The sequence below is a fragment of the Falsiroseomonas ponticola genome, from assembly GCF_016805305.1.
GTDB lineage: Bacteria > Pseudomonadota > Alphaproteobacteria > Acetobacterales > Acetobacteraceae > Falsiroseomonas > Falsiroseomonas ponticola.
The window spans coordinates 21,846-34,069 of record NZ_JAERQN010000013.1 but is presented as its reverse complement, the minus strand read 5'-3'; the positions used below and the strand labels follow the sequence as shown (position 1 = coordinate 34,069).

Annotated in this window: 9 protein-coding genes; 3 read left to right on the top strand and 6 right to left on the bottom strand. The window is 74.0% G+C overall.

All coding sequences use genetic code 11. The features are described 5' to 3' along the window. Window positions 1–38: 38 nt before the first annotated feature. The 4 genes from JJI54_RS27550 to JJI54_RS27535 all read right to left on the bottom strand — a co-directional run bounded on the left by JJI54_RS27550 (window position 39) and on the right by JJI54_RS27535 (window position 5,735). Window positions 39–1,220 (bottom strand): hypothetical protein, encoded by a 1,182-nt coding sequence (locus JJI54_RS27550; RefSeq protein WP_203076637.1) that lies wholly within the window; start codon window positions 1,218–1,220, stop codon window positions 39–41. Window positions 1,221–1,225: 5 nt separating this feature from the next. Further along, the gene (locus JJI54_RS27545; RefSeq protein WP_203076636.1) at window positions 1,226–2,509 is read right to left on the bottom strand and encodes a YfaP family protein; all 1,284 of its coding nucleotides are present in this window, start codon (window positions 2,507–2,509) and stop codon (window positions 1,226–1,228) included. 3 nt (window positions 2,510–2,512) lie between these two features. Continuing rightward, the gene (locus JJI54_RS27540; RefSeq protein WP_203076635.1) at window positions 2,513–4,234 is read right to left on the bottom strand and encodes a trypsin-like peptidase domain-containing protein; all 1,722 of its coding nucleotides are present in this window, start codon (window positions 4,232–4,234) and stop codon (window positions 2,513–2,515) included. Window positions 4,235–4,367: 133 nt separating this feature from the next. Beyond that, window positions 4,368–5,735: an MFS transporter gene (locus JJI54_RS27535; protein WP_203076634.1), complete on the bottom strand. Its 1,368-nt coding sequence runs from the start codon at window positions 5,733–5,735 to the stop codon at window positions 4,368–4,370. A gap of 127 nt (window positions 5,736–5,862) precedes the next feature. On the opposite strand from JJI54_RS27535, the gene JJI54_RS27530 reads away from it, so the two are divergent. The 3 genes from JJI54_RS27530 to JJI54_RS27520 are packed head-to-tail and all read left to right on the top strand — an operon-like array spanning window position 5,863 to window position 8,768. Beyond that, entirely contained in the window at window positions 5,863–6,837 is a 975-nt protein-coding gene (locus JJI54_RS27530; RefSeq protein WP_203076633.1) for a Bug family tripartite tricarboxylate transporter substrate binding protein, read from the top strand. Next, window positions 6,834–7,811, top strand: a complete 978-nt coding sequence (locus JJI54_RS33045) for an NAD(P)-dependent oxidoreductase (protein ID WP_203076632.1) — start codon at window positions 6,834–6,836, stop codon at window positions 7,809–7,811. Before JJI54_RS27530 ends, JJI54_RS33045 begins: the two co-directional genes overlap by 4 nt. Before the next feature lie 45 nt (window positions 7,812–7,856). Beyond that, on the top strand, window positions 7,857–8,768 hold the full coding sequence (locus JJI54_RS27520) for a DMT family transporter (RefSeq protein WP_203076631.1): 912 nt from the start codon (window positions 7,857–7,859) through the stop codon (window positions 8,766–8,768). Here JJI54_RS27520 and JJI54_RS27515 read toward each other — a convergent pair. Both JJI54_RS27515 and JJI54_RS27510 read right to left on the bottom strand, forming a co-directional pair. Further along, entirely contained in the window at window positions 8,761–9,930 is a 1,170-nt protein-coding gene (locus JJI54_RS27515) for an acetate/propionate family kinase (RefSeq protein ID WP_203076630.1), read from the bottom strand. The two genes, JJI54_RS27520 and JJI54_RS27515, sit on opposite strands and share 8 nt — an antisense overlap. Window positions 9,931–9,985: 55 nt before the next feature. Further along, window positions 9,986–12,223, bottom strand: a complete 2,238-nt coding sequence (locus tag JJI54_RS27510) for a xanthine dehydrogenase family protein molybdopterin-binding subunit (RefSeq protein WP_203076629.1) — start codon at window positions 12,221–12,223, stop codon at window positions 9,986–9,988. Between the last annotated feature and the right edge of the window lies 1 nt (window position 12,224).

Here is a 12,224-nt window from a genome sequence, read left to right as displayed (position 1 = left end):
CGCAACCCCTTGGCGCGGCAAGGAAGACCGATCCCGCATCATCGGCGCAGCGTGAAGCGGCTGCCGGGGGCGGTGGGGTTGCGGACGTTCCGGCTCTCGCATTCCGCGCGGGTCTCGTTGCTGCGCTGGCAGCGCGCCAGGCGGTGCAGCACGCGGTAGCCATCGTCGCAGGGCAGGTCGGCGGTGTCGTCGATCAGCAGGGTCTGTCCCTCGAAGCGGCCGGTCACGGGGCCGGTGCAGCGCCGGTTGTTGTCATAGACCATGGTCTGGGTGCCCCGGCCGTTGCGGTCGAAGCACATGCGCCATGAACGGACGGTATCGATCCGGCCCGTATCCACGTCCCGCGTGCGGTAGTTGCTGTCGAGGTTCCAGCACCCCTCCAGCAGCGCCACGTCGCCGCGGTCCCAGCGTTCCTGCGGCAGGGCCGCGCGGGGGGGCGGGGCCGGGGGTGTCGGCGGCGGCGCGGGCGGCGTCGGGGCGGGTTCGGGCGCGGCCGGCGGTTCGGGCAGCGGGCATTCGGCCATGCGCCGGCCGCGATCCTGCCGCAGCCGGTCACGCTCCGCCATCAGCCCGCGCCCCTGCTCCCGCGCCCGGTCCAGCTCCTCCAGCGCCGCCAGCCCGGCCGCATCCACGCGGCAGGCCGGCAGGGGCGGGTTCAGCAGCGCCACCAGGAAGGGCGCCGCCAGCACGGCCGCCAGGGCGAGGGCCAGCAGCGCGCCCCCCGCCAGCGCGATCGCCGTCCGGTCCCCGGGCAGGGCGCTGGCGCCGCGCCCATCGTCGAAGGGCCCCAGCACCGTGATGGCCGGCCCCTGCGGCGCGGCGAAGCCCCAGCCCGCCAGCACCGGCGCGCCATCCACGGCGAAGACCAGTTCCGGCGCCGACACGCGGCGCACGAGGTCCAGCAGCTCGGCCGTCGCCGCATCGCCCTTGGCCCGCGCCGTCTCCGCCGCCCGGCGGATGTCGGAGAGCAGGACCGTCAGCGTCGCGTCGAAGACCGCGCGCTGCTCCCGGCTCATCCGCGGCATGGCGAGCGTGGCCTCGCCCGGCGCCTCCCAGGCCAGGCCGCCCTCGGTCCGCACCGGCGTGGCCAGCAGGGCCGCATGGTGCGGGCCGAGTGCGGCCAGCAGGGGTTTCAGCCTGGCCAGGGCCTCCGGCGGCGTCAGGCCCTGGGGCCCCAGCCAGCGGAGGCGCGCATCGGGCAGTTCGGCAAGGCGCTGCATGGCGGTCACCGGCCCGGGATGGTGAAGCGGTCCACCACCCGCGGCGGGCCGGGGCGCGCCACGCCGGTGATGGTGCGGTCGGGCTGGCCGGCGATGCGGATGGTCACGCGGTAGGGCGTCTCCTGCCGGTCCACATGGTCATACTGGTGGACGCGCACCTGGTAGGTGCCGGGCTGGGGATTGTCGAAATAGACATTCTCCACCGGCGTCCGCGTGCGCTGGTTGCCCACGTTGCGATCCACGTCGAGCGTCCCGCCGCAGCCCTGCCGCTGCATGTAGGAGATGACGGTCCCGTCCGGGCAGACGATGGACAGGTCCAGGTCATCCCGCGTGTCCCAGCCCAGGATCACCTGCACCCGGCCTTCCTGCGCGCCTTCCCGCCGCGCGCGGTCGGCATCGTCGTTCTGGGGCTGCCGCGGCGGCTCCGGCGGCGGCGGCGCGGGGGGCGGGGGGGGCGGCACGGGCTCGGGCTCCGGCTCCCGCGGCGGCGGCTCGGGCGCGGGCGGCGGCGCGGGGCGGGGCGGGGGCGGCGGCGGTTCGCAGAGCAGGCGGCGCCGGCCCAGCTCCTCCGCCGCATCGGCGATCTGGCGGCGCAGCGCGGCCTCCTCCTCCCGCACCCGGTTCAGCTCCTCCAGCAGCGCCAGATCGTCCGGGTTGGCCACGCATTGCATCGGCGGGGGCACGAGCCAGCCGAAGGGATCGCGCCAGGCCAGGAACAGGCCCAGCGCCAGCATCAGCGCCAGCAGCGCCGCCGCCAGCGCGGCCCAGAGCCAATTGGCCGCGCGCGCCAGCGGCGACAGCGCCAGCATCGCCATGGGGGCGGCCTTCGCCGGCAGGGCACGGACGAGTTCCGCCGGCGCCGCGCGGCCCGCGCGGTGATGGCCCCAGGCGACGAGGAAGATGGTCTCCCCCCGCAGCCGGATGAATTCCCGCCCCGGCACCTCGATCGCCTGCCGCAGCAGCTCGCCCAGCAGGCGCAGCCCCTCGTCGCGCTCATTCGCCAGGCGCTCGGCCTCCGCCCGGATGGCGGCGGCCAGTTCCTCGAACCGCGCGGCGGCGGCGGGGTCGTCATCGATGGCGATGCTCTCGCCCTCGCCCTCCGCGTACCAGTCGGTGGTGCCGCGGGCGGGGTCGGGGCTGGGCTCGGCGAAGATGGCGGCGTGGGCGGAGGAGAGGCGGCGGATCAGGTGGCCCGTCACCTGCCCCCAGGCGGCCGCCACGGGCTGCCCGCCCGCCGCCAGGGCGCGAAGCTCCGCATCCCGTGTCGTGGCCGCGAGGCTGCGGGACATGGCTCAGCGCGTCCGGGTCGGGGCGGGGGGCGCGGGGGTGGCCGGGGCCGGCGCGGGGGTGGCGGGCGGGGTGCCGGGCGTCGCGGCCGGGGGCGCGGCGGGTGGCGTGGAGGGTGGCGTGGCGGGGGCCGCGGCGGGTTCCGGCGTCGGCGCGCAGGCGCTGTCCACCGGCTCCACGCTGATCCCCGCCTCCCGCAGGAAGGCCAGCAGCGCGTCGGTCTTCTGCGCGTAGCTCACGCGTTCCGCCAGCTGCGCGTTGATGTGGTTGAAGGTGTTCACCCCCGCCACGCGCCCGCAGCGATCCACCAGCGGCCCGCCGGAATTGCCGGGGCTGATATTGGCGGAATGCGGCATGGCCACCAGGCCAGAGGCCAGCGTCTGGATGGCGGAGATGCGGCCATCCGTCACCACCAGCTCCGGCATCTGCGACATCTCGCCCCGCAGCACGGCCTGGAAGCGCGCATCGTTCTGCACGATGGCGGCGGGGTAGCCGGCGGCGATCACCTCATCCAGCCGCTGCGCCTGGCGCGTCAGCGTGAGTGGCGTGAGGGAGGGAACGCCGGAGACGCTGAGCAGCGCGAAATCGGGCTCGCCCGGGCGCGCCTGCGGCGTGCGGCGCGTGACCTGCGCCGGGAAGGCGCGGCCGAGATGGCGGGAGGCGATGACGAGCTGCCCCGTCACATCCGCCACCACATGCGCGTTGGTGACGACGACGCCCGGCGCGATGAAGAAGCCCGTGCCGATGGAGAGCCCATCCCGCCCCGGCCCCGCCACCAGCACCACGGATTGGTCGAGCAGCTGCAGCAGGTTGTTGGGCCGCGGCGCCAGCGGCGCATCCGGCGTCGCGGGCGGCGTCGGCCGCGCCGGCAGGTCCTGCGGCAGGGGGCCGCGGCCCGGCGGCGTGGTCAGCGGCGTCGCCTGGCAGACATTGCCCTCCGCCGCGCGGCGGGCGCGCTCCACCTCCTCGGCCAGGCCCTCATTGGCGCGGCGCTGCAATTCGATGGCCTGGCGGACGCGGTCGCGATCCACGAATTCGGCGGTCTGCGGGCGGTTCGCGACCGCCTCCGCCAGCAGCTTCCAGCCCAGCCAGAAGCCGAGCGCCAGGAAGACCAGCGCGATGGCGATGGCCGCCGGCACCAGCCAGAAGCGGCGCGGGCCGATCGGCGCGGCCGTCGCGGTCGGCAGCACGGGCGGCGGCGGGGGCGGCGCGCTGCGGGTCGGCGTCGCGCGCGGCGCGGCCGGCGTGGCGGAAGCGGGGCCGGGCAGGAAGGGGCCGAGCACGGCGGCGATGCGCGTCGCGGCATCGCGCGTATCGCCGGCCGGCACCAGGCCCCAGCCCGCCAGCACGGGCCTGCCATCCACCACCAGCACGGCGCTGCTGTTCGGCAGGGCCAGCGCGGCGGCGATCAGCGCCGCATCGCCGCCCGAGCCCTGCGCCCGCGGGGCGAGGTCCGCCAGCGCGGCGCGCAGCTGCGACTCGGCCGCGGCGCGCTGCGGCTGGCCGAGGCTCGACAGCGGCTGGGCTTCCGTCCCTGGCGCGTACCAGGCGAAGGACAGGATGGCGCCGGTGGCATCGCGCGTCGCGACGGGTTCGGCGAAGAGCCCGGCCTGCGCGCCGGCCGCGCGCTGGAGGTCGGCGAAGCGCGCCTGGACGGCCTGGCCGCCAAGCTCGACCGGCACCACCGACCCCACCGGCGTCTGCAGGAGGAAATGCGGCGCTGCCATGCTGGATCCCCGAGGAGTCCCGGGCATGAAACGATGCCGGGCCTTGCTTCTTCACTAAGCCGACCATCCACGCATGGCGCAAGCATGGCGGCACCACGGCGGCATCGCGCCGTGTTGCGCGTGTTTCGCGGCGTTAACGGCTGGGAGGCCGTCCGGGAATGCCGGACGGGTCGGCTCCGCGGGTCCTTTCCGCCGCTGCGGCGTCAGCGGACTTGCCGATGCCATCAGCATCGGCGGCATCCGCTTCCTGGCCGCGACGAAGAATCCCCTGCGGATCCTCAGCCGCCGGCACTTCCGGACGGCCTGTGAGCCGGCGCAGCACCAGCAGCCCCAGCAGCGTGAAGGGCGCCAGGTGCCCGAAGGCCAGCACCCAGGCCACCGCGCGATCCGGCCCCACCCAGTCCAGCGCCACGCCGACGCCAAGCGGCCCGAGGAAGCCGCCGGCATAGCCGCACATGCTGTGCAGCCCCATCGTCGCCCCGCGCATCCCCGGTGCAGCCGACTGCACCGTGCCGCCCGTCAGCGCCGAGCTGTCGAGGTAGATGCAGGCATTCCAGGCGATGACGCAGAGCGCGGCGAGGATCGGCGAGGCCATGCCCGCGGCGCCCGTGGCAAGGGAGAATCCCGCCGCCAGCGCCATGGCCCAGGTCACGACCTTGGCGCGGCCATGCTGCTGCGCCGTCTCGTTCCCCGTGACGGAGACGGCGATGCCGACCAGCCCCGCCGCGGTGAAGATCGCCGCCGGCCCCGGCATCCAGGCGGGCGCGCCATCGCGGGCGAAGCTCGCCGCCAGGAAGGCGACGCCCCAGGCCCGCAGCGCGGCGAGTTCCCAGGTATGGACGGTATAGCCCGCGATCCAGGCCATGGCGGCGCGGTTGCGGAAGACGGGCCGGAAATCCAGCAGCGCGGCGGGCGGGGGCGCATCCGGCGCGCGGGGCGGCAGGTGGCGCGGCATCGCCAGGACCCCGATCGCCCCCGCCACCAGCGCCGCCAGGCCCCCGAAGCCGAAGGCCGCCGCCGGCCCGCCCAGCGCATCCAGCAGCCCCGCCATGGCGAAGGAGGCTGCGCCCGCGATGCCCACCCCCGCCGCATGCCAGGACACGGCGCGGGATTGCGCCGCACCCTCCAGCCGGTCCGCCAGCACCTTCAGCCCGGGCATGTAGCAGCCCGCCCAGCCCACCCCCGCGATGGCGCGGAACACCAGGCCGGACCAGAACCCCTCCGCGAGCAGCCCGAAGCCGAGATGCGCCACCGCCGTGCAGCCCGCGCCCACCAGGTAGATGCGCACCCCCGGCACGCGGTCCGTCAGGGAAACCAGCACCGGCACCGCCGCCACATAGGCCGCGAAGAAGGCACCGACGAGCCACCCGGCCTCCGTGGCCGAAAGGTCCCAGCGATCCAGGTAGCCCGGCAGCAGCGCCGGCAGGGTGAAGGCGCCGATCTGCGCCAGCACCTGGGCGGCCACGATGGCGGCGGTGAAACGCGGGTCGGTCAGGCGCAAGCCGTCACATCCTGTCGCGCCGGCACCCCGCCGCGCGCCGACGAGGTTGTCGCGCCCGCGCGCCCCGCGCAAGGATGGCTGATCGACGCCCAATCAGGGCGCAACACCCGGGGAAGGAAATCATCCGATGAACCGCCGCACGATCCTCCAGGCCGGCCTGGCCGCGCCGCTGCTCGGCACGCCGGCCGTGCTGCGCGCGCAGGACTTCAACCAGACCGTCCGCATCATCGTGCCCAACGCGCCGGGCGGCACCAGCGACATCCTCGCGCGCCTCATCGCCGGGCCGCTTGCCGCGCGCATCGGGCAGAATGTGGTGGTGGAGAACCGCGCGGGTGCCGGCGGCAATATCGGCGCGGATGCGGTGGCGAAGAGCCGCCCGGACGGGCATTCGATGCTGCTGCTCGATGTCTCCGTACTGGCGACCAACCCCTTCCTCTTCACCCGCATGCCCTTCGATGCGGAGCGGGACCTGGCGCCGGTGCAGATGCTGATCTACGCGCCGTACATCCTGGCGGTGAACAACAACCTGCCCGTCCAGAACGCGGCGGAGCTGGTCGCCTATGCCAAGGCCAATCCGGGCCGCCTGAACGCCGCCAATTCCGGCACGGGCACGCTGACGCATATCGTGGCCCTCTCGCTGGCGTCTTCCTGGGGCACGACGATGGAGCATGTGCCTTACAGGGGCGGCGCGCCGGCGCTGGTCTCCCTCGTCTCGAACGAGGCCAATGTGACGATGGCGGGCGCCACGCAATCCATGCCCTATGTCGTCAATGGCCAGATGCGCGGCATCGCCGTGACGGGCCCGCGCCGCTTCCCGAACCTGCCCAACCTGCCGACCTTCCGCGAACTCGGCTGGCCGGAACCCGATGCCGGCACCTGGCAGGGGCTGCTGGTGCAGGGCCAGACGCCGCCCGCCATGATCGCGCGGCTGGAGCGCGAGATCGCCGCCGTGCTGAACGAGCCCGCCATCAAGGCGCGGATCGGGGAGCTGGGGGGCGAGGTGCAGGCCGATGGCGCGGCCTCCTTCCGCAACCGCCTCTCCGCCCAGACGCGCAGCTATGGCGAGATCATCCGCGCCAACAACATCCGCGTGGACCAGTGATCCGTCTCCACGCGCAGGTGAACCCCGCCTCCATGCAGGCGGGGGCCTTCAACGCGGGGCTGTGGGAGCGATTGCTGGCCGAGACGGCGGGGGAGGGGGTGGCGGCCAGCCATTCCACGGACCCCGCCGCCTTCGATGCCGCGCTGGCGGAGGCCGAGGTGCTGTTCCTCGTCGGCCCCGCGCCGCTGCAGGACCTGCCGCGCCGCGCGCCCAGGCTGCGCTGGATCAGCTATTCCAGCGCGGGCGTGGAATGGCTGCTGAAGGCGGGCCTGCCGGACAGCGTGACGCTCACCAATGCGAGCGGCACGCACATCCCCAAGGCCGCGGAATACAGCCTCGCCGCGGTGCTGATGCTGAACAATTTCATCCCCGCGCTGGTGACGGCGCAGCGCGAGCATCGCTGGGCGCCGCGATCCGGCGGCACCGTGGCAGGGAAGACCGTGCTGATCCTCGGCATGGGCGCGCTGGGAGGCGCGGCGGCGGAGGCGCTGGCGGCGCAGGGCACGGTGGTGCTGGGCAACAGCCAGTCCGGCCGCCCGCATCCCGCGGTGGCGGAGATGTCCCAGGGCGATGGCTTCCGCGCGCAGCTGCCCCGCGCTGATTTCCTGATCATCGCCCTGCCGCTGACGCCGGCCACCAACGGCCTGGTCGGAAGGGCGGAGCTGGATCGGCTGCCGCCCCATGCCGGTGTCGTGAATATCGGCCGGGGGGAGATCCTGGATGCCGGGGCGCTGGCGGCCAAGCTGCGGGACGGCACGCTGGGCGGCGCGGTGCTGGATGCGCTGCCGCAGGAACCGCTGCCGCCGGACAGCCCGCTCTGGGACACGCCCAACCTCATCATCACGCCGCATTGCGGGCTCTATGATCCCGGCGCCTATGCGGAGCGGTGCCTCCGCGCCTTCTTCGCCAATGTCGCGCGCTTCCGGGCAGGCGAGGCGCTTCACCAGGTCGTGGGGCTCGACCGCGGCTACTGACGCAGCGTTGGACGCGACGCGCGCGGGCGTGGTTACCTGCCCGCCATGTCCGCCAGCATCCCCCCGCCGCCCCGGCCCGACGATCCGGTGCGGGGCATCCTCCTCATGCTGGTGTCGATCACGCTCTTCTCCATCGCGGATGCGATGTCGAAGCAGCTGACGCAGACGCTGGCACCCCTCATGGTCGCCTGGATCCGCTTCGCGACCTTCTTCCTGCTGGCGCTGCTCTTCATCGCGCGGCGCGGCGGCACGCGCTTCCTGGCGGCGCGGCGGCCCTGGCTGCAGGTGGCGCGCGGCCTGGGCGTCGCGGGATCGGCGCTGGCCATGACCTTCGCGCTTCGCGTGCTGCCGCTGGCGGAGGCGACGGCCATCAACTTCGTCTCCCCCGCCTTCATCACCGTGCTGTCGGTGATCTTCCTGGCGGAGAAGGTGGGCTGGCGCCGCTGGTCCGCCATCGCGGTCGGGCTGGTGGGCGTGCTGATCGTGGTGCGGCCGGGATCGGGCGTGTTCCAGGCGGCCGCGCTGCTGCCGCTGCTGACCGCGGCCTTCTGGGCCGGCGCGGTGATCGCGACGCGCAAGATGGCCGGTGCGGGCGGTGACCCGCCGGAGACGACGCTGATCTGGAGTGCGGGGGTGGGCTTCCTGCTGTTCACGGTCCTGCTGCCCTTCGGCTGGCAGACGCCGGATGCGGGGCAGGTGGGCTTCGGCATGCTGGTGGGGCTCGTCTCCTCCATCCCGCATGCGCTGGTGGTGCTGGCCTATCGCGCCGCCCCGGCCAGCGTGCTGGCGCCCTTCGCCTATGTGCAGCTCGTGACCTCCAGCCTGGTCGGCTATATCGGCTTCGGCGCGGTGCCGGATGGCTGGACCTTCGCGGGCGGCGCGGTGATCGCCGCCGCCGGCCTCTACACCGCGCATCGCGAACGGGTGCGGGCGCGGGAGGCGCGGCGGATCAGCTGAGCGCCAGGCTCGCCGTGTGGCGCGCGATCATGCGTTCCTCGTCGGTCGGCAGCACCAGCGCGGTGATGCGGCTGTCGGCCGTGCTGATGCGCGGGCCATGCGTGGCGTTGGCCGCTTCGTCCAGTGTCACGCCGAGCCAGGCCAGCTGCCGCAGCACGGCGGCGCGCACCGGCGCCGCGTGTTCCCCGATGCCGGCGGTGAAGACGATGCCATCCAGCCCGCCCAGCGTGACCGCGAGCGACGCGATGGCGCGCGCCACGGCGATGCAGAAGACCTCGACGGCGAAGGCGGCACGCGGGTCGTCGCTGGCCAGCAGGTCCCGCATGTCGGAGGACAGGCCGCCCGATAGCCCCAGCAGGCCCGACCGCTTGTAGAGCAGGTCCTGCACCTCATCCGCGCCCATGCCCCGCGCCTGCATCAGGTGCAGGACCACCCCCGGATCGATGGCGCCGCTGCGCGTGCCCATGGGCAGCCCATCCAGCGCCGTGAAGCCCATGGTGGTGGCGACCGAGACGCCCGCCCGCATGGCGCAGGCGGAGGCGCCATTGCCGAGATGCGCGACCACGACGCGCCCCTGCCGCAGCGGCGGGGGCAGCGCGCCGGCGATGTAGTCGTAGGACAGGCCATGGAAGCCGTAGCGGCGGATGCCGGAATCGGCCAGCGCGGCCGGGATGGCGAAGGCCTGGTTCACCGCCGGCATCGACCGGTGGAAAGCCGTGTCGAAGCACGCGACCTGCGGCAGCGCCGGCTCCAGCGCCGCGATGGCGCGGATCGGCGCCAGGTTGTGCGGCTCATGCAGCGGCGCCAGCGGCACCAGGCCCTCCAGCTCCGCCAGCAGCGCGGGCGTGATGCGCTCCGGCCGCGCGTGATGCGCGCCGCCATGCACCACGCGATGGCCGATGGCGGACAGCGCCTGCCCGCCGAGCTGCGCGCGCAGCCAGGGCAGCAGCAGGGACGCGGCCTCCCCCGGGTTGCGCGGCGCGGGGTCGAGCGCGGGCGGCGGCAGCGCGGTGCCCGCCGCATCCTTCGCCCGCGCGGCCGGATGGGCGCCGATGCCCTCCACCACGCAGGACAGCACGCGCTGTTCCCCCGCGAAGACCGCCGCCTTCACGGAGGAGGAGCCGGCATTGATGACGCCGATCAGCGGCGGCGCTTTCGTCATGGATGGCCTTCGGCGATGGCGGGGCGCCGAGTGTAGCGCCCCGCCGCCGCCGCGGTCAGGCCCTCAACGCCGCCAGCACCCGTTCGGGCGTGAAGGGGATCTCCGCCACGCGCCGCCCCGTCGCATCCAGGATGGCATTGGCGATGGCCGCACCGGTCGGGCCCTGGCTGCCCTCGCCGACCCCGAGGGAGGGCAGGTCCGGCCGGTCGATCAGCACGCTCTCGATCGGCGGGATGCGGTCGAAATCGATGATGGGATAGGCGTGGTAATCCTCGCTCACCATGCGGTTGCGGTCCCAGCGCCCTTCCTCCAGCAGCGTCCAGGACGCCGCCTGCACCATGCCCCCCTCGATCTGGTTGGCGATGCCGTCGGGGTTGATGGCGCGCCCCGCCTCCGTCGCCGCCCACATCTTCTCCAGCTTCACGACACCCGTTGCAGGATCGACGCTGACGCGGGCCACGACGGCGACGTGGCTGTCGCTGTTCTTGTACTTCGTCATGCCGACACCGGTGCCGACCAGCCGCGCACCCTGCGCATTGCCGCGCCCCATCACCACGGGCCGCGGCTGCCAGCCGCTGATCTCGACGGCCTTGCGCAGCACGGCCACCAGCCGCTGGTCCGCCAGGTGGCGGATGCGGTACGACACGGGATCGACACCCGCCAGCGAGGCGCATTCGTCGATGAACATCTCCGCCGCCACCGCATTGAAGTAGCCGCCCAGCGTCCGCAGCGCCGATGTCCGCACCGGCATGGCGGTGTGGAAATGCGTCGTCACGCGCTGGCCGGGGAAATCGTAGATCGGCACGGCATTGCGGGCGGAGGCGCCATTCGGCAGCGCGCCATCCACGATGGGCGAGGGCGGGACGGGACTCTCCAGATACCAGGCCGAACGAAGGTTGCAGCCCTCGCGCTCCCCGGGCCGGGTGGAGTGCGGGAAGGACCAGACGTCATGGCCCCAGCTGGCGATGCTGCCATCCGCGCGCATCGCCGCCTGCAGCTTCACCACCATGGCGGAGCCCCAGGGCTCCCACACCATCTCCTCCTCATGCGTCCAGTGCACGCGGATGGGGCGCCCTGGCATGGCGCGGGCGAGCAGCGCCGCATCCAGCGCCACGTCATCCGCGCCGTTATGGCCATAGCAGCCGGAGCCCTGCGCGTGGATCACGCGGATCGCGGCCGGGTCCATGCGCAGCCCCCGCGCCAGGTCGCCCCGCAGCGGGAAGGGGCCCTGCGCATGGGACCAGACGGTGAGCCGGCCCTCCTCGAACTTCGCCAGCGCGCAGGAGGCGCCGATGGAGGCATGCGCCTGGAAGCCGCGGCGATACTCCGCCGCATGGCTGCGCGCGGCCGTTCCCGCCGGCGCCTCCTTGCTGTGGATTGTGCGGGTCAAGGCGGGCTGCGTCGTCAGATGCTCGAAGACCGACTTGCCGCCGAAGATCGCCTCGCCGTCGCGCCACTGCGCCGCCGCGGTGATCTTGCGCGCGGCGTCATTCGCCTGTTCCTCCCGCCGCGCGATCACGCCGATGAAGCTGCCATCGCGCACCACCTTCACGACACCCGGCAGCGATTCCGCCCAGCCCATGTCGAGCGAGACGAGCCGCGCCGCATAGGCGGGCGGCCGCGCGACGGCGCCGAACAGCATGCCCTCCGGCCGCAGGTCATGGATGAAGACCTGCTGGCCGAAGACCTTGGCCGGGATGTCGGTGCGGGGGAGCGAGGTGCCGATGACGGTCCCCGCATGCGGCGGCTTGCGCTGCGCCGCCAGGTTCGCCGGCCGCACCAGCGAGACGCGCCCGGCCGCTTCCGCATAGGTCATGCGGCGCCCGCCGATACCCTCGATCACGCCATCCGTCACGCTGAGCGCGGCGCGCTCCACGCCCCAGGCCTCGGCCGCGACGTTGACCAGCGTGGCGCGCGCATCGGCGCAGGCCACGGCCAGCGCCTCGCCGCCGAACTTGATGGACTGGCTGCCGGCGGTGACGCCCTCATTCGCCGTCTCCGCCGTGTCGCCGGAGATCAGCTCCAGCCGCGCGGGCGCGACATCCAGCTCCTCCGCCGCGATCTGCCGCATGGCGGTCAGCACGCCCTGGCCCAACTCGACGCGCCCGGTCAGCACCGTGATGCGGCCATCCGGCGTGATGCGCACCCAGCTGTCCAGCCGCGGATTGGCACGCAGCATCGGCGGGCCGGCCGGTTGTGCGGCGGCGTCCAGACGGAAGCCGATGGCGAGCCCGGCGGCGCCGGCGGCGAGGCCCGCGACGAAGCCGCGGCGGGTCGGGGTCTGCACACCCATG